The organism is Sinosporangium album (assembly GCF_900100605.1).
Taxonomy (GTDB): domain Bacteria; phylum Actinomycetota; class Actinomycetes; order Streptosporangiales; family Streptosporangiaceae; genus Sinosporangium; species Sinosporangium album.
The window spans coordinates 61,925-78,975 of sequence record NZ_FNCN01000018.1 but is presented as its reverse complement, the minus strand read 5'-3'; the positions used below and the strand labels follow the sequence as shown (position 1 = coordinate 78,975).

General features: G+C 72.5%; 23 protein-coding genes. 11 read left to right on the top strand and 12 right to left on the bottom strand.

Annotated features, from left to right (window positions below):
- Nucleotides 1-47: 47 nt before the first annotated feature.
- Both BLQ73_RS31480 and BLQ73_RS19205 read left to right on the top strand, forming a co-directional pair.
- Complete coding sequence (locus tag BLQ73_RS31480; RefSeq protein ID WP_245691192.1) at nt 48-752, top strand: hypothetical protein; 705 nt, start codon at nt 48-50, stop codon at nt 750-752.
- Nucleotides 753-833: 81 nt separating this feature from the next.
- A complete protein-coding gene (locus BLQ73_RS19205) occupies nt 834-1,316 on the top strand; it encodes a carboxymuconolactone decarboxylase family protein (RefSeq protein ID WP_093171855.1) in 483 nt (160 codons plus the stop codon).
- 225 nt (nt 1,317-1,541) lie between these two features.
- Here the strand turns inward: BLQ73_RS19205 and BLQ73_RS19200 are convergent, their stop codons facing one another.
- Nucleotides 1,542-2,762, bottom strand: a complete 1,221-nt coding sequence (locus tag BLQ73_RS19200) for a glycosyltransferase (RefSeq protein ID WP_093171854.1) — start codon at nt 2,760-2,762, stop codon at nt 1,542-1,544.
- Nucleotides 2,763-3,128: 366 nt separating this feature from the next.
- Between BLQ73_RS19200 and BLQ73_RS19195 the strand changes: the two genes are divergently transcribed.
- From BLQ73_RS19195 to BLQ73_RS19185, 3 genes are all read left to right on the top strand, one after another.
- Nucleotides 3,129-3,764 (top strand): hypothetical protein, encoded by a 636-nt coding sequence (locus tag BLQ73_RS19195; protein WP_093171853.1) that lies wholly within the window; start codon nt 3,129-3,131, stop codon nt 3,762-3,764.
- 124 nt (nt 3,765-3,888) lie between these two features.
- Nucleotides 3,889-4,236, top strand: a complete 348-nt coding sequence (locus tag BLQ73_RS19190; protein WP_093171852.1) for a tetratricopeptide repeat protein — start codon at nt 3,889-3,891, stop codon at nt 4,234-4,236.
- Nucleotides 4,237-4,385: 149 nt separating this feature from the next.
- Entirely contained in the window at nt 4,386-5,237 is an 852-nt protein-coding gene (locus BLQ73_RS19185; RefSeq protein ID WP_093171851.1) for an SAM-dependent methyltransferase, read from the top strand.
- Between the two features lie 103 nt (nt 5,238-5,340).
- Here BLQ73_RS19185 and BLQ73_RS32540 read toward each other — a convergent pair whose 3' ends face one another.
- The 3 genes from BLQ73_RS32540 to BLQ73_RS19175 form a co-directional block, all read right to left on the bottom strand.
- A complete protein-coding gene (locus BLQ73_RS32540) occupies nt 5,341-5,502 on the bottom strand; it encodes a hypothetical protein (protein WP_176955545.1) in 162 nt (53 codons plus the stop codon).
- 99 nt (nt 5,503-5,601) lie between these two features.
- A complete protein-coding gene (locus tag BLQ73_RS19180; protein WP_093171850.1) occupies nt 5,602-5,838 on the bottom strand; it encodes a hypothetical protein in 237 nt (78 codons plus the stop codon).
- Nucleotides 5,839-6,160: 322 nt separating this feature from the next.
- Nucleotides 6,161-6,445: an MFS transporter gene (locus BLQ73_RS19175; RefSeq protein WP_143020333.1), complete on the bottom strand. Its 285-nt coding sequence runs from the start codon at nt 6,443-6,445 to the stop codon at nt 6,161-6,163.
- 141 nt (nt 6,446-6,586) lie between these two features.
- Between BLQ73_RS19175 and BLQ73_RS19170 the strand changes: the two genes are divergently transcribed.
- Nucleotides 6,587-7,213, top strand: coding sequence for a hypothetical protein (locus BLQ73_RS19170; protein WP_093171848.1), 627 nt, complete (start codon nt 6,587-6,589; stop codon nt 7,211-7,213).
- A gap of 579 nt (nt 7,214-7,792) precedes the next feature.
- Here the strand turns inward: BLQ73_RS19170 and BLQ73_RS19165 are convergent.
- The gene (locus BLQ73_RS19165) at nt 7,793-8,677 is read right to left on the bottom strand and encodes an NAD(P)-dependent oxidoreductase (RefSeq protein WP_093171847.1); all 885 of its coding nucleotides are present in this window, start codon (nt 8,675-8,677) and stop codon (nt 7,793-7,795) included.
- A gap of 104 nt (nt 8,678-8,781) precedes the next feature.
- Between BLQ73_RS19165 and BLQ73_RS19160 the strand changes: the two genes are divergently transcribed.
- Nucleotides 8,782-9,147, top strand: coding sequence for a winged helix-turn-helix transcriptional regulator (locus BLQ73_RS19160; RefSeq protein WP_093171897.1), 366 nt, complete (start codon nt 8,782-8,784; stop codon nt 9,145-9,147).
- A gap of 273 nt (nt 9,148-9,420) precedes the next feature.
- Here the strand turns inward: BLQ73_RS19160 and BLQ73_RS19155 are convergent, their stop codons facing one another.
- Nucleotides 9,421-10,092 (bottom strand): class I SAM-dependent methyltransferase, encoded by a 672-nt coding sequence (locus BLQ73_RS19155; RefSeq protein WP_420820023.1) that lies wholly within the window; start codon nt 10,090-10,092, stop codon nt 9,421-9,423.
- 254 nt (nt 10,093-10,346) lie between these two features.
- Between BLQ73_RS19155 and BLQ73_RS19150 the strand changes: the two genes are divergently transcribed.
- Complete coding sequence (locus BLQ73_RS19150; protein WP_093171845.1) at nt 10,347-11,051, top strand: SDR family oxidoreductase; 705 nt, start codon at nt 10,347-10,349, stop codon at nt 11,049-11,051.
- Between the two features lie 3 nt (nt 11,052-11,054).
- On the opposite strand, the gene BLQ73_RS19145 is transcribed toward BLQ73_RS19150, so the two are convergent.
- The 4 genes from BLQ73_RS19145 to BLQ73_RS19130 form a co-directional block, all read right to left on the bottom strand.
- Nucleotides 11,055-11,738: a lysophospholipid acyltransferase family protein gene (locus BLQ73_RS19145; RefSeq protein WP_093171844.1), complete on the bottom strand. Its 684-nt coding sequence runs from the start codon at nt 11,736-11,738 to the stop codon at nt 11,055-11,057.
- A gap of 338 nt (nt 11,739-12,076) precedes the next feature.
- Nucleotides 12,077-12,748, bottom strand: a complete 672-nt coding sequence (locus BLQ73_RS19140; RefSeq protein WP_093171843.1) for a hypothetical protein — start codon at nt 12,746-12,748, stop codon at nt 12,077-12,079.
- Nucleotides 12,749-12,754: 6 nt separating this feature from the next.
- Nucleotides 12,755-13,642: a WXG100-like domain-containing protein gene (locus BLQ73_RS19135; protein ID WP_093171842.1), complete on the bottom strand. Its 888-nt coding sequence runs from the start codon at nt 13,640-13,642 to the stop codon at nt 12,755-12,757.
- Entirely contained in the window at nt 13,633-13,947 is a 315-nt protein-coding gene (locus BLQ73_RS19130) for a hypothetical protein (RefSeq protein WP_143020332.1), read from the bottom strand. Before BLQ73_RS19130 ends, BLQ73_RS19135 begins: the two co-directional genes overlap by 10 nt.
- Nucleotides 13,948-14,032: 85 nt before the next feature.
- Here BLQ73_RS19130 and BLQ73_RS19125 point away from each other — a divergent pair, with 85 nt between their 5' ends.
- The 3 genes from BLQ73_RS19125 to BLQ73_RS19115 all read left to right on the top strand — a co-directional run bounded on the left by BLQ73_RS19125 (nt 14,033) and on the right by BLQ73_RS19115 (nt 15,576).
- Nucleotides 14,033-14,422 (top strand): YbaB/EbfC family nucleoid-associated protein, encoded by a 390-nt coding sequence (locus BLQ73_RS19125; RefSeq protein WP_093171840.1) that lies wholly within the window; start codon nt 14,033-14,035, stop codon nt 14,420-14,422.
- A 10-nt stretch (nt 14,423-14,432) separates the two neighbouring features.
- Nucleotides 14,433-14,813: a YbaB/EbfC family nucleoid-associated protein gene (locus BLQ73_RS19120; protein ID WP_093171839.1), complete on the top strand. Its 381-nt coding sequence runs from the start codon at nt 14,433-14,435 to the stop codon at nt 14,811-14,813.
- 208 nt (nt 14,814-15,021) lie between these two features.
- Entirely contained in the window at nt 15,022-15,576 is a 555-nt protein-coding gene (locus tag BLQ73_RS19115; RefSeq protein WP_143020331.1) for a hypothetical protein, read from the top strand.
- Between the two features lie 21 nt (nt 15,577-15,597).
- Here the strand turns inward: BLQ73_RS19115 and BLQ73_RS19110 are convergent, their stop codons facing one another.
- Together BLQ73_RS19110 and BLQ73_RS19105 are read right to left on the bottom strand one after the other, a co-directional pair.
- Nucleotides 15,598-16,668, bottom strand: coding sequence for a hypothetical protein (locus BLQ73_RS19110; RefSeq protein ID WP_093171837.1), 1,071 nt, complete (start codon nt 16,666-16,668; stop codon nt 15,598-15,600).
- On the bottom strand, nt 16,665-17,003 hold the full coding sequence (locus BLQ73_RS19105) for a PadR family transcriptional regulator (protein WP_245691191.1): 339 nt from the start codon (nt 17,001-17,003) through the stop codon (nt 16,665-16,667). The genes BLQ73_RS19110 and BLQ73_RS19105 overlap by 4 nt, the downstream gene beginning before the upstream one ends.
- Between the last annotated feature and the right edge of the window lie 48 nt (nt 17,004-17,051).

The following is a 17,051-nucleotide window of genomic DNA, read 5'->3' as shown; positions in this document are numbered from 1 at the left end:
AAGGTGACCGCGAACGCACCGGTCACCTTTCCTCCGGACCATCCGTCATGCCCGCGACCAACACTCACTTCCGGCGTGATCGGCGTCGACGGCGGGCTGTCGGCGGCCGAACTGGCCGACGACGCGGTGATCGCGCGCCGCCTGGCCGGGCAGCGGCCGTACTGGCGTCCCGGTTCGGCCTACGGCTACGGCGGGTTCGTCTCGTTCGCCATGGTGAACGAGGTGACCCGGCGGGTGACCGGGCAGTCGATCCAGCAGGTCCAGCAGGTCTACGACGAGCGCATCCGGACTCCGTACGGCTGGACCTCTACCTGGGGCTGCCCGCGGCCGAGGAGGAGCGGTTCCGGCCGATCCAGCGGTGGACGGCCGCGCCTGAGCAGGAGGCCGCGTTCTGGGCGGGCGTGCCCGGCCCGCACAGCATCCTCGGCCTCGGGTACGGGCTCAACAGCACGCCGCCGCTGGACCAGGTGGCGTTCGCCAACACCCGCGTCGTCCGCGCGAACGGCCCGGCGTCGGCCGGCGGGGTGGGCAGCGCGCGCGGCCTGGCCGGCATCGCCGTCACCGCCACCACGAGCCGGCCGCCGGGCACAGCCCTGCATGACGCGCTCACCAGCGGCTACACCGCCGGCATGCTCGGCGCAGGCGGCTTCTACCTGGCCGCGATCCTCACCGCCGTCCTACTCCTGCGCCCTCGCCCCGCGAACCGGGACAGCAAGCCCACGCCGGAAACCCTCGGCAGCACGCCCGGATGAAATCGACCGCCTCACCGGTCACCTTCGCCCCATGCGATCCGTCAGAGCAGCGAAACACCGTTCAGAAAGGAACCCACCACCATGACCACCACCGAGTCGCGCCTGCCCAACCCCGCCGTGCTCGTCCCCGAGCTCAAGGACATCGGCGGCGCCCTGTACAAGGCGACCGGGAACGGCACGATCCCGCCGACCACTATCAGCCTGCTACAGCTGCGGGCCGGCCAGATCGCCGGCAGCACGTACCTGACCGTCCTGCACACCGGCAACCTCCGCAAGGCCGGTGCCACGGAGGAGAGCATCACCGCCGTGGCCTCCTGGCGGGACGCGCCCTACTTCACCGACGCTGAACGCATCGCGCTGGAACTGGTCGAATCCGTGCTCACTTCGAACCCGTTCGGCGAGCGCGTCCCCGACGAGCTGTACGCGAGGGCGTCCGAGCAGTACGACGACAAGGCGCTCGCCACGCTCATCATGGCCATCGGCCAGGTCTGCTTCTTCCTCCCTCTGGCCCTCATCGGCAAGCCGCTGCCGGGTGTGTCGCCAGCGGAGCAGTGGAGGCCGTAACGCCAAAAATGCCCAGGGAGAGGACACGGCAACCCGTACTTTTCGCCGTGGGAGCGGTGTGCATCGGCGCGTTCATGGGGCAGCTCGACGCCAGCATCGTCACCCTGGCGTTCCCCGCCCTGCAGCGTGAGTTCCACGCGTCGCTGGCGGCGGTGCAGTGGGTGTCGCTGGGATACCTGCTCGCAGACGCGCCCACCGGTTCGACCTGGCCGGGCCCGCACCTGCTCAGCCGTACGCGTCGACCAGCAGCTTCGCGGCCACCGCCGTACCGTCGGTCCGGATCCCTCCGGCCACGGCCCCGGCACGCGCACGGGTCTCAGGGTTCAGAGCCGTCGCCAGCGCGGCCGACAGCGACTCGGTGGTCGGCGCCGGACCGCCGTGGTCGACGCCGATGCCCAGGTCGGCGACCCGGCCGGCCCAGTACGGCTGGTCGGCCGCCTGGGGCACCACCACTTGCGGTGCGCCGGACCGGGTGGCCGTCGTCGTCGTTCCCGCCCCGCCGTGGTGTACGACGGCGGCCATCCGGGGAAACAGCGCCTGCTGGTTGACCTCGCCGACGACGAAGCAGTCGCCCCGGTCGTCGAGCACGTCCAGGTCCGCCCAGCCGCGGGCCATGACCACGCGGCGGTCGTGCGCCCGGACGGCCGCCAGTGCCGCCTGGGCGACGTCCGTCGCCGCGAGCATGGGCATGCTGCCGAATCCCACGTACACCGGTGGCGCTCCGGCCCCCAGGAACGCCACCAGATCGGGCGGGAGCGGGTTGGCGTCGGGCACGATCCACGCCCCGGTCTGTACGACGTCGAAGTCCGTGAAACCAGGAGCGTGCCGCCACGGGTCCAGGACCGGGTCCGTGGCCAGCCACGGCCGGCTGCCCGTGACGTAGCCGCGGACATCGCCGACCGGCGGCAGGCCGGCCGCCGCCCGGTTGGTGTTGATCGCCGCACCGAACAACTCGTTGTTGATCTCGGCGTCCAGCTCCCACAGCACGCGGTTGTCGGTCACCTCCAGCGGAAAGGACCGCCCTGCGTACTCCAGCGGCCGGCGGTACGGCGACGGGAGGGTGAGCTGCTGGAAGGTCACGGACACCGAGGGGACGCCCAGTTTCTCGGCCACCGACAGCGCACCCGCCGCGGCCGGCATCATGCCGGTCGCCACCAGCACGTCGCATCCCTCGGCCGCCGCGGTGACGGCCTCGAACTGGCCGGCGATCACCTGGGCGGCGCGCTCGGGCAGCGCCGACGGCGGCGGCGCGGCCTTCGTCAATGCCCGCGCCGACATACCGACCGGCACCAGCGCCACCCCGACCTCGGCCAATCGCCGCTCGAAGTCTTCGTCCGGCGGCGCGCACACCCGCACCTCGGCACCGAGGTCCCGCAGCTTTGCCGCCAGCCCTGCCAGCGGCTCGACGTCCCCGCGTGACCCATACGTCGACAAAAGCACACGCACGTTGTGATTCTCCCGTTGTCGCAGATCCCGGGCCACGTCCCGGCCCAGGCCGACGATTCTGCGGCACCACCGGGGTCTTGCCGCAAGACCCCCAGTGCGCTATACGTTGAGCATGGCGAGGAGCGGTTCTCCTCGCCATCGTCGTGTGTTCCGGGCCGGCGGCCAGTAGAGGCCACACCGTCCGGGCGACATCTGCCACTGACCGTGGATCCCATGCCCCGCAACGCGTCGGGCCGGATGCCGACGCCCCGCCCGCTGAGCGGTGCTCATACGGTCGTGGACGCCCGCGCGGATCGAGGCGTTCACCTCAATCGAACGCGGCTACAGCGCGCTGCTGGCCCCGCACCGGACCGGCGGGGACACCTGGTGATCGGCCGCGTCCACCGGATCGAGCTGCGGCGCGGCGCCGCGCTGTGGGCCGCCGCGGGCATCGCCGCGGCGGGCGTCGCGCTGCTGTACGGCCTGCCCGGCCCGTGGTGGCGCAGCGTCACCGGATGGACGGAGCAGTGGGCGTCGGCGGCGCAGTGGAGCCGCCTCCACCTGACGTTCCTGTGGCCGCTGGCCGCCGGGGCGGGGCCGCCGCCGCGCGCCGCGCGGACGGTGCCGCTCGACCTCGGCGCCCCGCCCCGGCGCGGCGCCGCCAGGGCGGACATCACGCGCGGTCTCCTCGCCGGGGCGGGGACGCCGTCGTGCCAGAGGTGGGACGGCCCGTCGCCCGGCTGGGCGCTTCACGAGCACGCGGCGCGGACCGTCGCCGCGGCCTGGCTGATGGGGGACCTGGCGCCTCTTCCCGGGGACGCGTGGATGCGGGAGCCGCTCGACGGGGTGCCCGAGTACGTGCGCGACCCGGCCCGCCGCGCGAACGCGCTGACCGACCGGGCCTGGGCCGCGCTGCGTGCCCTGCCCGAGGCCGAGCAGCGGCGCCGCGTCGCGGCGCTGCGGGCGGCGGCGCTGACCTGCCGGGGCGACCTGCTCTCCGTCCTGGCCGGAGGCGCCCGGTGAGGCCCGCCCGGCCCGCCGTCCGTACGGCCGAGGCCCGGGGGGGCAGGGGCGGGAATGGAGGGCGGCGCGGCGTGGTTGGGCGGGGTGGACCGTACACCGCCGTGAGGAATGTGGGAGGAGCGCCATGACGACGACCGAGACCCTCGCCGAGCGCTACGAGCGCGGCCTGGTGTTCTTCGAGGCGCGTGACTACATCTCGGCCGCCGACGTGCTCGGCGGCGTCAGCGCCGAGGAGCCCGGCAACCTGGCGGTGCGGATGCTGCTGGCCCGCGCCTACTACCACTCGGCGCAGCTCCGCCGCGCCGAGGAGGAGCTGCGGGCGGCCGTCGCCCAGGACCCTTCGGACGCCTACGCGCATCTGCTGCTGGGCCGTACGCTGCAGCGGCAGAGCAGGCACGGCGAGGCGCAGGGCCACCTGCGGCTGGCCGCGGTCCTCAGCGGCGACCCCGCCTACGGGGAGTTCGCCCCCTGACGCGACCGGCCCCCCAGGGCGGCGAGCGCCGCTCCGGGGGGCCGTGCCGTACCTGGACGATGATCGGGAAGGGGGCGCGGGGGGTTAGGTTGTGTGTGCGGCGACGGCCTGCCGCCGCCCCCTGACAGCAAGAGCACGAGAGGCCCCCCTTGGCGCAGAGCTCACCCGCCCCCGGCCACGATTCGCCCCGCGTCCCCGAGATCGACACCTCGGTGCCGCATTCGGCACGCATCTGGAACTACTGGCTGGGCGGCAAGGACAACTATCCCGTCGACCGGGAGGCCGGCGACGCCTACACCGCCGTCTTCCCCGGCATCGTCGACATCGCCCGCCATTCCCGCGCATTCCTCGCCCGTACGATCCGGCACCTGGCCGGGGAGGCCGGCGTGCGGCAGTTCCTCGACGTCGGCACCGGCCTGCCCACCGTCGACAACACGCATGAGATCGCTCAGCGTGTCGCGCCGGAGTCGCGCATCGTCTACGTCGACAACGATCCGCTGGTGCTGGTGCACGCCCGTGCGCTGCTCACCAGCAGCGCCGAAGGCGTCACCAGCTACATCGACGCCGACCTGCACGACCCGGCCGCGATCCTGGAGCGTGCCACCGAGACGCTCGATCTGCGCCGCCCGGTCGCGCTGATCCTCAGCGGCGTCACCGGGCACATCGGCGACTACCGGCAGGCCAGGTCCATCGTGTCGGCGCTGCTTTCCGGCCTGCCGTCCGGCAGCTACCTGTCCCTCAACGACGGCCTCGCCGCCCCTGCGGCCCCCGCCGCCGAGGACACCGGCGGCGGCGACGCCTACGAGGAGGCGCAGGACAACTACAACGAGTCCGGCGCGATCCCCTACGTGCTGCGCGACCACGACGAGATCGCCGGGTTCTTCGACGGCCTGGAACTGCTCGCCCCCGGCGTGGTGTCGGTGCCGCTGTGGCGCCCCGACCCGGCGCCGCACGCGCCCGAGCCCATCGGCCAGGTCGGCGGCGTCGGCCGCAAACCCTGACCCGCCCCGGCAGAGACGGTACGGCGGGAGCCCGGTCAGGCGAGGCTCCCGCCGTACCAGCCCCGCGGCGCGCACGGGGCTTCACCGTGAAGATCTCGTGGACCTACGGAAGGTTGAGTCTGCGGCGGCGCAGCATCGCGAGGTCGCGCCTGCGGCCCGCTTCAGCGCGGCGTTCCTTGTCGGCGGCGACCTCCTCCCGCCAATCCATGAACCGCGGCCTGCGCTCCCTCCTGCGGGGGACGGGCGTGTCGGCCTTGTTGTCCACGTGTCACCTCCTGAGCTCGTTGGAACGCGTTTCGAAGGTGCCGGGGGAGCGGCCGGGCCGTGGCCGGTCCCCCGGCGGCTCACGGCCCGGGGCCCGTTCTCACTGCGCGTCCCGGCCGGCGGCCGGGACGCGGTGGACGTCCAGTGGTGTGCGTACGCGGCCCGCGGAGGCCTGCCGGCGGCGGGGTGGGGCCGGCGCGCCCGTGTGGCCGGTGGAGGGGTCCGGCACGGGCGCCTGCGCCCGAGCGGGGAGCGCGGGCAGGCGGGTCAGGGAACCGGTGGGCCCGGCCCCGGGGGTAGCGGGACCGGAGGTGTCGAGCGGATCCGGGTTGTCCACCTAGAGGCCTTCCTCGGTGACGTACGGTGTACCACCACGGCCAACAGCACCACATGTCTAGTACATGACGCTACCCAGAGCACCCAACTGTGGGGGGACGCCCACCCGGGGGCGGTGCGCGGCGGGGGAGTGCGGCGCCGGCGAGCCGGTGCAGCCGCGCCTGGATCGCCGGCGCGGTCCAGAACGCGGCGGCGCCCTGCAGCGCCACCACTGGCAGCAGCGCCGCGATGGGCACCGGGCGGGCCGTCCACAGCGCCGCCAGCCGACCATGGTCAGGGCGAACACGCCGATGCCCGCCGCCCGGGTGCGGTCCGGGCCCCACTTATCGGTGGCGAGCCCACCAGCCCAGATGCCCGCCATGCCCGCCATGCCCGCGACGCCCGAGAGCGCGAACAGGGTCCCCCGCGCGCCAGCCCAGGGCACCGCCGATCCAGGTTCCGGCCGGCACGCCGAGCGCGATCGCTCCGGTCACCCCGAACGCCACGGCCGCGACGTAGAGGCCGAGCCGCTCCGGTGGTGCGAGCTGGGCGGCGAGGCTGAACAGCGCGGGAGTGGCGGTGGCCGCCGCCAGCGCCGCGACCACGCACAGGATAAAGCTGCTTGACATAACGCGCATCATCGGGCAATGCAGTGCATGTGACCTGGGGATACGTGTTGCTTGGGCGTGTCGCGGGAGGGGTTGGTAGGTTCTCTCTGCGTGCGGGCCGAGGGTGGCGGAACCACCCATGGCATCAAGCAAGGAGAACGTGTGACAGTCACACGCGAAGAGTTCGTCAAACTGGAGGAGCGGGTGCACGTGATCGAGACCTGGGCGGGGCCCGGGCAGTTGGAGGCGCATTCGGAAAACCTCACCGCGCTGCGGCGAGACGTCAAAGCGATCAGGAGCACGACCGAGGGCCTCGGCCGACGTGTGGCCAATCTGGCAGACGGCCAGGCCAAACTTGTGGCTCAGGTGGCAAACCTCGAGGACGGCCAGGCCAAGCTCATCACCCGAGTGGCCAACCTGGAAGAGGGACAGTCGAAACTGATCTTCCAAGTGGCCAACCTGGAAGACGGCCAGGCCAAGCTGGCGGCTCAGGTAGGGGACCTGCAGGCAGGACAAGCGAACCTGACCACACGGGTCGACGACCTCTCGGCGAAGGTCGACGACCTCTATACGAAGGTCGACAACCTGCAGGCAAGTGTCAGCGACCTGCAATCGGGCCAGGCGGGTCTCGCCCTACAGGTGGACAACCTGCAGGCAGGCCAGCTCTCAATGGCCGCATATCAGAAGACGCTGGCCGCCCAACAGGAGATGCTGAACACCCGACTGGATGCGGTGGCGACGCAGATCGGCGACCTCACCCAACTCGTCAAGACGGCGCTCAGCTTCTAAGGCCGACCTGACACGAGGTGTCACCGGGGTCCGCCCTCCTCGCCGAATACTCGGACCCTGCCTCACTGCACCGACACCTACGTGCCCATAGCCCAAAATGCCGTTGCCTCGCCGCAACGGCACGGCGGCGTACGGCACAGCACCGAGGCCGCGGCGCCGCAACAGACAGACACGCAACAGACAGACACGCCGTATCAGATAGATACCAGGACGGACCGTACGGGCCGAGTGCCGCACGAACGCCGGGAATGCCGCGGACACGCGCGTGGACGCCCACCGGCGCGGCAGGCGAGGCGGAAGCGCAAGCGCTCCGCCATACGTGACGACGAAGACCCCGCAACCGCCTCCCACGAGGCCACCACACTCCAGGCGACCGATACCGTCCTGAGTGGCTTTCCTACCAGATCAACTGGTTAACGCCCATTCATCCCCACACCCCGCGCCGCGGAAACCCGCGGCTGTCCCCGCACGCCGCTACAGCGAAGAGAGGGGGAGAGGCGGCATCGGTCCCGTGTCCCGCCCGAAGAAGCGCTCAGATCGCCAGGGCGGTGCGGGGGAGAGGCGCGCCCAGGCCTCCGGTCACCGCCGGGTGAGGAGGTCCACGATGCCGGCGCCGCCCTCGTCGCCGTGGCCTTCGGCCACACGGCGCTCCATCAAGGCCATGTAGGGGGAGAGGAGCTCAGGGCTTACGCCCTGTTCCTCGGCGGTGCGCAGCAGGGTCGCACTGCCGGCGACCTGCATGGCGAGGTTGGAGGCGACACCGGTGGTGTAGTCGCCGCTTTCGAGCTGGCCGGCCATGCCGTAAACGGAGGAGGCCATGGCGGTGAGCCAGCCTGCGAGCAGGTGAGCGAAGTCCTTGGGCGGGATGTCCTCGCCGCGGATGAGGGCGAATGCGTGGGAGACGCCGGCGAACATCCCGGTCATCGCGCTCAGCAGCGCCACGTCGTACAGGGCGGCATGGCCGGGGTCTTCGCCGACGTATCTGGTGGCGGTGGGGACGGCGAGGACGCGGCTGTGGGTGTCGAACAGTGACCGGGAGCCGCTGTAGAAGACGTAGCCGCCCGAGTTCGCCACCCCGATCATCGGCGGGACCGCCATGATCCCGCCGTCCAGGAGGCGGGCACCGCGGTCGGCGGCCCGCTGGGCAAGGGCGCGGGACTGGCCGGGAGTGCCGGTGGTCAGGTTGACGACGTCTTTGCCGGTGAGGTCCACGCCGTCCAGGGTTTCGCCGACGGAGTCGTCGTCGAGCAGGCACAGCACCACGAGGCGGTTGGCGGCGACCGCCTCGGCCGCGGTGGCGGCGACGGAGGCCCCTCGGGCGGCGAGCGGTTCGGCGCGGGCAGCCGTACGGTTCCACACGGTGAGGGGGTGCCCGGCGGCGAGCCATGCGTGGGCCAGTGCGGTGCCCATGGCGCCGAGGCCAAGGAGGGTGAGAGAGGTGGACTGAGCGGAGTAGTCGGTCATGTCGGTCATGCCGATTAGGCTGGTCGCAGGCCCCGGCGTGGACAAGTACGCACTTCGAAGTGGGTGGTTACCCGGGGGTGAGCGACCAGGTGGAAGGCGGGGGCATGGCGGCGACGCGGAGGCCGGGGGCGTATCACTGCGGGACGGACGCGGCGATGGACGTGATCGGCGGCAAGTGGAAGGTGCTGATCCTCTGGGCACTTGGTGAGCATGTGTCCAGATTTGGGGAGTTGCGCAGGATGCTGCCGGGGGTGACCGAGAAGGTGCTCGCCGCCCAGCTTCGCGAGCTCGAGGTGGACGGCATCGTGCACCGCGAGGTCTACGACGAGGTGCCGCCGCGCGTCGAGTACTCGCTGACGCCGCGTGGCGTCTCGCTCAACGAGGCTCTGGTGCCGCTCGGCGAGTGGGGTCGGCGCCACATTCTCGAACATGGCCACACGGGTACGGCAGAAGCCTCCTCTGCCCGCTGAAATATGCCATACCAGACAGAAGCTGAATTCTGTTTGGTATAGCAAGGCGCGATTTTTCCTCACAAAAGGGGCAGGTCTCCGGGCCGTTGGTGTGCTGTTCGTGTGCCGTTCGTACGTGCCGCTGCCCTCCCGTGTGGCGGACGCGTCCCGGCGTCCGAGGCGCGTCGTCGCGTCGTCGACTCGGACCTGGCCGGTCGCGTACGGCTCCGCCGTACGCGACCCACGCCGTCGATCTTCAGGTGGATCGTGATCTTCGGCTGTTGATCACGTCGTTCAGGCCGGTTTCTCCCAGACCGACACGTGCCGGCTGCTCTCGCTCGTGAACGGCTCCCGCGTCCACCCGTCCCAGCGCCCGCTCAGGCGCATCCCCGCGAGCTCGGCCATCAGGTCCAGCTCGGACGGCCACACGTACCTGAACGGGATCGACCTGTAGTCGCCGCGCCCGCCGTCGACGTCGACGTAGTTGGAGCTCATGGCCTGGGTGGCGACGTCGTACACGTCGAACGCCCACCGCGTCGCGCTCGCGTGGAACGGAACGGCGTTCTGCCCGGGCGGCAGTTTCCGCAGCTCGGGGACCATGACCTCGACGACGAACCGTCCGCCGGGCGCGAGGTGCGCGGCGGCGTTGCGGAAGCAGGCCACCTGCGCGGCCTGCGTCGTCAGGTTCATGATGGTGTTGAAGACGAGGTACGCCACCGTGAACTCTCCGTCCACGCGGGTCGTGGCGAAGTCGCCGACCGTCACCCCGATCGCCTCGCCGCCGGGTTTGGCGCGCAGCCTGGTGACCATCGCCCGCGACAGGTCGATGCCGTGGACGGGCACGCCTCGGCGCGCCAGCGGCAGGGCGAGGCGTCCCGTGCCGATGCCGAGTTCCAGGGCGCGGCCTCCGGCGGCGAGCCCGGCCAGCAGGTCGACCGCGGGGCCGACGGCGTCCGGGTGGAACATCTCCGCCTCCGCGTCGTCGTAGGCCGCCGCGACGCGTTCTCCGAAGTGGTCGTCTGTTGTGTTCACCGCTCGACGGTACGGCTGGGGCCGCTGCCGGCGACACCGGTTTTTCCGCGGGGTACGCGGCGCGCCGCACCCGTGCGGGGCCGCTCCCCCGGGTTCGCCGCGCTTTTCCATGCCGCTCCCCGCGAATATATGTCTACTTTGTCCGGATTCTTGTGTCGTTCGCCCCGGGTCCGCGATAATGATCTTCCGTGCACGGACCAGTCCTCCTCATCACCGGCGCCTCCACCGGCATCGGCGCCGCGACCGCCAGGCTCGCCGCCGCGTACGGCTACCGCCTCGTCCTTTCCGCCCGCAGCCCCGCTCCCCTGCGCTCCCTGGCCGAGGAGCTGGGCGGGCCCTCGCGGACCGTCGCCGTACCGTGCGACGTCACCGACGACGCGCAGGTGGCGGCGCTGGCGGAGCGCGCGGCGGGCGCCTTCGGCGGGGTGGACGCGGTGTTCGCCAACGCGGGCGTGTTCGCCTCCGCTCCCCTGCTCGGCGGCGGCGCGATCCCCGGCGAGTGGCGCGAGATGGTCCTCACCAACGTGTACGGCACCGCTGTGACGGCCCACGCCCTGTGGCCGCTGCTGGCCGCCTCCCGCGGCCACCTGGTGCTGACCGGTTCGGTGGCGGGGCGGGTGACGGTGCCGGGCAGCCTGTACTCGGCGACCAAGTGGGCCGTCGCCGCGCTGGCGGCGTCGCTGCGGGCCGCGGCGGTCGGGTCGGGGGTGCGGGTGACTGCGGTGCATCCGGGGCTGGTGGAGGCGGGGGGCCGCTCCCCCGGCCGGGAGGCGGAGCCGGCGCTCGCGCCGGGTGATGTGGCGCGGGCCGTGCTGTTCGCGTTGACGCAGCCGGAGGGTGTGGACGTCAACGAGCTGGTGGTGCGGCCGGCGGGGCAGGACGCGGCGCGGTGAGGGTCAGCGCCGGGCGGCGGGGACGGCGTATTCGTCGACGTATTCCTGGCCGGAGAGTTTCTGGATGGCCTGCATGATCTGGTCGGTGACGGTGCGGGTGACGTCGCGGTGTGTCCGTGTGCCGTGGTCGGCGAACGTCATCGCGGGGCCGATGCGGATGGTGACGCGGGCGGGGCGGGGAACGGCGGTGCCGGGCGGCTGGGCGCGGTCGGTGCCCTCCAGGGCGACGGGGACCACGGGGGCGCCGGTCTGGAGGGCGAGGCGGGCGGTGCCGGTGCGGCCCCGGTAGAGGCGGCCGTCCGGGGAGCGGGTGCCTTCGGGGTGGAGGGCGAGCACGTCGCCGCGTTCCAGGACGCGGCGGCACTCCTTGAGGGCGGCGAGGGCGGCGCGTCCGCCGGACCGGTCGACGGCGATGGCGCCGGCGGAGCGGAAGAAGGCGGCCATGGCGCGTCCGTGGATGCCGGGTCGGGTGAAGTATTCCTGTTTGCCGAGGAAGAAGACCTGGCGGGGCATCATGAGCGGTAGGACGAAGGAGTCGCAGACGGCGAGGTGGTTGGCGGCGAGGATGACGGGGCCGGTGCGGGGCACGTGGTGGAGGCCGTGGACCGCGGGGCGGAACGCGACGCGCATGGCGGGCCCGAGTACGACGTACTTCAGCAGCGGGTAGACGACGGTGTCGGCGTTCATGTGCTTCCTTCCGTACGGCGCGGGCCGCGTCCGCTGTGGGCGGTGGCAATCCTTGTTCTACACGACGGGGTGGTGTGCGGCCGCTCTCCTGGGCGGCCTCTCCCCCGTGGTGTCATGCCGGGTGGCGCGTGGAAGTACGACGACGTCGCAGCCGCCCTGGAGCCTGACGGGACGGTCCATCACTGGGGGGCGCCGTCGAGACCGCCGGGTCGGCCGTGGCGGGGCTCGCGGTCATGTGCGGCTGTGCCGTACTCGCCCTCGGGCCGGCCGTCGTCCGGCTGTCGGAGCCGGTCGCGGAGCGGTGGGGCGGCCGTTGACGGCCTGCCCCACCGGGGGCGCTACTCCTCGAACCTGCTGAGCTGCCACTGTGCGAACGAACTGATCTCCTCGTCGCGGACCCTGGCGGCGTGGCGCAGCAGCGCCGGGTCGTCCTCGGCCATGCGCGCGGCGATCGCCGCGGCGAACAGCCGGACCACCGGGTCGTCGCCTTCCATCCCGGCGACGACCTCGCCCGGGTCGGGGTCGTCGGTGTCCGAGGCGGCGAGCGCGGCCGTGAGCCGCCCGATCTCGGGGTCGGCCAGCCGTGACAGCCCGGCCGTGAGCTGCTCGGTCGAGGCCATGGCCAGGAAGTGCAGGACCTTCCACCGGATGGCGGTATCGGAGGCCCGGCTCAGGGTGAGGGCCTGGGCGATGATGCCGGCGTGCCGTTCGTCCGCGGCGAGCAGCACGAACTCGACGGCGAAGAACCGCACCTGGCGCCGCGGGTGGGCCAGCAGGCCGGGGACCTCGTCCAGCAGCGGCGCGGCCTGCTCACCCAGCTCCGCCAGCAGCCAGGCCCCGGTCTGCACGGCGTCGTCGTCGCGGCTGTGCAGCAGGGTGCGGAGGTTCTCGACGGGGTAGCCGCCGAACAGCTCGTTGAGCAGGTCGTTGGCCGCCTGCCCGAGGACCTCGTCGTCGGCGGGGCGGGCGAGGATGCGCGCCATCAGGTCGTCGCCCGTGTGTGTCTGCATCTCGCGTTATCTCCCCTCTTTGGCCTTGCGTTCGAGCTCGGCCAGGAGCTCCTGCTCCTGCTTCAGCCGCGCCGCGTGTCCGGAGTCCCGGCCGAGACGGGCCTCGTTCATCTTCCGGGTGAGGATGCTGTCCTTGACTTTTGCCGCCGCCTGGCTCGCCTGCTCGGGTGTCATATTGCTCACGTCGCCGCTGTTGGGCAACTTGCCGTGCATCCGCTGCGCGGCGGCGTCATAGCTCGCCGGGGCGTTCGGGTCGTAGCCGCCGCCTTTCCCGCTGTTGCCGCCTCCGCCTCCGCCTCCGCGCCTGCGCCGGATCTGGAGCATGCCGTCGCGGGCGTGCGGCCGGTTCTCCATCTCCTTCATGATGCGGCGCATGGTGTCGGTCACCCGGCCGCTCAGGACCGGGGCCAGTCCCCTGGCGGTGCCTTCCGCGCCTTCGAGCGCCGCCTTGCCGACGGCGTGGCGGGTCATCTGCATGCGTGCGAGGGCGAGCATCCCGCCGGCTGCGCCGCCGAACAGCAGTGCCTGGGTGGTGGTGGCCAGTCCGTAGGCGGCCTGTGTGCCCACGGCGAGTTTCACCGCGCTGACCACGTTCGCGGTGCCGTCGAGGACGGCCGGTGCGAGCTTGGCCGCGGAGGTGGCCTGGGAGATGTGGCCGCCGCCGTCGCCGACGCGGTCCCAGTGGGTCGCCATCTGCGCGGCAGAGTCGCCGTGGTAGGCCTGCTGTGTACGGCGGACCGTCTCGTCGGCCGCCGCGCCCTGGGCCGACGATTCGGCGAGGACGACGCGCCAGTCGTTGGCCTCGAGGCGCCACTCGTCCTCGTTGTCGTTCGGCCAGGGGAAGCCGATGAGGTTGAGGAAGTCCGACACCCGCGGGTCGAGCGTCACCGCCATGCGGGGCTCGTGAAGTTGTCGGTGTTGGCGCTCTCCGCGGCCCGGGTGTTCCTCGACACCGTGCGCAGGCCCTCGCCGGTCTCGGCGATCCCCCTGCCGATCCCCGTCATCGCGTCGAGTGAGACCTGCAGGCATTCGTTGTAGGCGCCTGTGATGGTGGCGAACAGCCCCTCTCCGCCGAAGGTGCGGGTGCCGCTCCCCCGTTGCCGTAGCCGCATGACCGAGGCGTTGTAGTCCGCCCCGTGGCCGCTGATGTACGTGCCGCCGCGTTCCACCGTTCCTGAGTAGATCTCATATCCTGTCATGATCAAGAAGCATATCCAGACATGCGAGACGCGCGGTTACATTTACACTGAAACGATCATCCACTCTTGACTGACAGAGGTTGATATGCGTTCACCTGCGCCGGAGGACGACGCGGAGTACCTGCACCAGTACGTCACCCGGAGCCGCCGCGCCATCCGCGCGCTGCACGACGCCCGGGCGTCCATCGGCCAGGTGCAGGGCCGCGCCAACAGCGACGACGGGCTGATCGAGGCGTTGGCCGACGGCCGCGGCGCCCCGACCCGCCTGCGCATCGACCCGCGGGCGCGGCGGCTCGGCGAGGCCGCGCTCGGCAGGAAGGTCGCCGAGGTGCTGCGGGCCGCGCAGGACGACGCCGGGCGGCAGGCGCGGGAGATCGCCGACGGGGTGCGCGACGTCGCGGCGGCCCTGCCGTTGCCGCTCGGCGAGACCTTCGTACGCGCCCGGGTCGAGCAGGCACTCAACGACCTTTACTAGGAGGCCAAGCGTGTTCGGGTTGGACATCGACCCCGCCAACATCAGCGAGCGGGAGCTGGAGGAGGCCGCCCGCCGGGGCGAGCGCATGCTGGCCTGGCTGGAGTCGGCGCAGGAGGAGCTGCGGGCCGTCACCGGCGCCGGCGAGGGGCCGTCGGGCCGTGTGCGGGTGACCGTCGACGCGGACGGGTGCGTCCTCGACGTCCGCTACGGCCGGCGCGCCCTGCGGCTGGGCAGCCAGGACCTGGCCGAGGAGACGCTCGCGGCGGTGCGGGCGGCGGGCGCCGACGCCCAGCGGCGCGCCCACGACCTCATGCGCGAGGCCGTCCCCGGCTACGACCCGGTCCAGACGCAGGCCGAGCTGGAACGGCTGCTCGGCACCGGGTGGCGTTGAACAGCGGCGGGTTTCCGAAGGTTGCCCGGGGAGGGGGTTTGACGAAGATCACAGTGTGGGTACCAGCTTGGCGGTTCGGCGTGGCCGGGGCCGCCGGTGGGGCGGCTTTCCGGTCTGCCGGCCGCGTACCGCCGGTGTGACAGGGGCGCCGGCGGCTGTTCTCTCCCCGGTTCGAGAACTTCAGGCGTCTGCTGAACGGAGAGGGCACGTGGCCGTGTCACGTCGAATGGTGGAGGATCCCGCGGCGGGTCCCGCCAACACCACGGTGAAGAACACCGCGAGGTTCGTGCTGGCGGGGGGCGCCGCGCTGGTGGTGGCGGCGGTGTGGTCGCATCCGGCGCACGCGTGGACGTGGGCCAGGGGGGTCACCGTCTACAGCGGTGCGGGGTTGTGCGTCCGCGGTGACGCGGGTGTCGACCATTTCAGGCCGGGGTCTTTCTCCGGCAATCTGGCTTATGCGAACGCGTATGCGTTGAGCGGGGGGTGCGGGGGCGGGGTGACGAAGCCGGACGGTTCGGCGGCGGTGCGGCTGGAGGTGTACCGGTGGAACGGGTCGGCGTGGGCGGTGTGCCGGAGCACCGGGTGGACGTACGGCCCGACCGGTGTGAGCGGGGGCGAGCCGTACGGCCCGAGCCAGGTTTTCGACTACGGCGGTGCGGCGTGCGGGGCTGGTTTCTACGGCACGATGGCCTACCCCTACGTCTGGGACGGGTCGGCGTGGCGCGGCGGCGGTGTCTGGTCGGGTTACGAGTACGTCCCGTAGCCCGCCGGGGCTCGCCGGGTGTCAGGCCGCCGGGAGCGGCCGGGCGTGGGGCGGGGCGGCGGGCAGGGAGCGCAGGCCGGCGGTGAGCATGGCGGCGGCGCAGAGGGCGAGCGCCGCGGTCTGGGCGGCGGCGGTGAGGGTCATGGCCTGGCCGAGGGTGTCGGCGGCGTGGGGGTCGATGCGGACCGCGGCGAGGGGCAGGGCGGCCAGGGACAGCAGGGCGAGGGTGAGCGGCCGGGCGGCGTCGGGGTGCGGGGTGCGGAGCCGGGTGAGCAGGTGGGCGGCTGCGGCGGCGGCGATCGCCGTACAGGCCAGGCCGGGGGTGTCGGTCCACAGCGCCGCCCAGTGGACGGCATCGGGCACGGGGCCGCCGTCGGGGAGCCCCTGGGTGAGGGCGCGGGTGAGGGCGCGGTCGGCCGCGGTGAGGGCGGCAGCCGCCGCGAGGGGCACGGCGGCGACCCAGTGGGGTGTGCGGGGCGGGTCGGCGTCGCGGTGATAGGCCGCCACGAGGGCGGCGACGAGCGCGAACCCTGCGGTCTGGGTGAGCAGCGGCGCGAGGTCGAGGGGCAGGTTCACGCCGGGGAGGTCGCCGGGCGCGGTGAGCGCCCGCACGAGGGCGGAGGCGTGCTGGAGGGCCCACACGCCGTACGGCACGAGCCCGATGAGGGCCGCCGCCTTGGCGGCGCGTATCCGGCCGAGGCACAGCAGGGCGAACGCGGCGGCGAACAGCGGGCCGGGCAGGAGGTGCGGCAGCCACGGGGTCTCCCCCGCCGGGTCTGGGGCCAGGAGGACGGCCGCGGTGGTGCGGAGTTCTGTCGCGGCGTGGAAGCCGAGGCCGATGAGGGCTGCGGTGCGTACGGCGCGGCCCCAGGTGTGGGCGCGGGGGCGGGTGGTGTCGGTGCCGAGGCGCAGCCGTACGGCGAGGGCTGCGACGGAGGCGATTTCGCGGGGCCGGGGGCGGGGGTTGTCGCGGTCGTGTGTGGAGTGTGCGCCGTCGAGGAAGGCGGCCACCATCTCGTCTTCGCGTTCGGAGCGGTAGGCGGCGGGGAGCAGGCGCAGGATGCGGCGGTAGCGCTGTTCGAGGAGGGTCATGCGGTGCCTCCGGCGTGGCGGGCGCTGAGCCTTTCGGTGGCGCGTCGGGCGTTGTCGGCGAGGCGTGCGGCTTCGGCGCGCAGCGCCTCGGCGCCTTCGTCGGTGATGCGGTAGTAGCGGCGGAGGCGGCCTTGGGTGGCTTCCTCGCGGTCGAGCTGGACGAGGCGGTCGCCGGCGAGGCGGTCGAGCACGCCGTACAGGGTGCCGATTTTGAGGTGGACGCGGCCTTCGGAGAGGCGTTCGACCTCTTGGACGATGCCGTAGCCGTGGCGGGGCCGGTCGACCAGGGCGGTCAGGACGAGGAAGGCGGGTTCGGTCATCGCTCGCTCGCTCATGTGCCCACTATATATCGGGAGACATGATATGCGGCGGGCTGTTCCCAT

What these genes read in the sequence shown, in the direction of transcription:
- BLQ73_RS31480 (WP_245691192.1), top strand. Translation starts at nt 48, where the DNA reads ATGCCCGCGACCAACACTCACTTCCGGCGTGATCGGCGTCGACGGCGG.
- BLQ73_RS19205 (WP_093171855.1), top strand. Translation starts at nt 834, where the DNA reads ATGACCACCACCGAGTCGCGCCTGCCCAACCCCGCCGTGCTCGTCCCC.
- BLQ73_RS19190 (WP_093171852.1), top strand. Translation starts at nt 3,889, where the DNA reads ATGACGACGACCGAGACCCTCGCCGAGCGCTACGAGCGCGGCCTGGTG.
- BLQ73_RS19175 (WP_143020333.1), bottom strand. Translation starts at nt 6,445, where the DNA reads ATGTCAAGCAGCTTTATCCTGTGCGTGGTCGCGGCGCTGGCGGCGGCC.
- BLQ73_RS19165 (WP_093171847.1), bottom strand. Translation starts at nt 8,677, where the DNA reads ATGACCGACTACTCCGCTCAGTCCACCTCTCTCACCCTCCTTGGCCTC.
- BLQ73_RS19160 (WP_093171897.1), top strand. Translation starts at nt 8,782, where the DNA reads ATGGCGGCGACGCGGAGGCCGGGGGCGTATCACTGCGGGACGGACGCG.
- BLQ73_RS19155 (WP_420820023.1), bottom strand. Translation starts at nt 10,092, where the DNA reads ATGTTCCACCCGGACGCCGTCGGCCCCGCGGTCGACCTGCTGGCCGGG.
- BLQ73_RS19145 (WP_093171844.1), bottom strand. Translation starts at nt 11,738, where the DNA reads ATGAACGCCGACACCGTCGTCTACCCGCTGCTGAAGTACGTCGTACTC.
- BLQ73_RS19140 (WP_093171843.1), bottom strand. Translation starts at nt 12,748, where the DNA reads ATGCAGACACACACGGGCGACGACCTGATGGCGCGCATCCTCGCCCGC.
- BLQ73_RS19135 (WP_093171842.1), bottom strand. Translation starts at nt 13,642, where the DNA reads ATGGCGGTGACGCTCGACCCGCGGGTGTCGGACTTCCTCAACCTCATC.
- BLQ73_RS19130 (WP_143020332.1), bottom strand. Translation starts at nt 13,947, where the DNA reads ATGACAGGATATGAGATCTACTCAGGAACGGTGGAACGCGGCGGCACG.
- BLQ73_RS19125 (WP_093171840.1), top strand. Translation starts at nt 14,033, where the DNA reads ATGCGTTCACCTGCGCCGGAGGACGACGCGGAGTACCTGCACCAGTAC.
- BLQ73_RS19110 (WP_093171837.1), bottom strand. Translation starts at nt 16,668, where the DNA reads ATGACCCTCCTCGAACAGCGCTACCGCCGCATCCTGCGCCTGCTCCCC.
- BLQ73_RS19105 (WP_245691191.1), bottom strand. Translation starts at nt 17,003, where the DNA reads ATGAGCGAGCGAGCGATGACCGAACCCGCCTTCCTCGTCCTGACCGCC.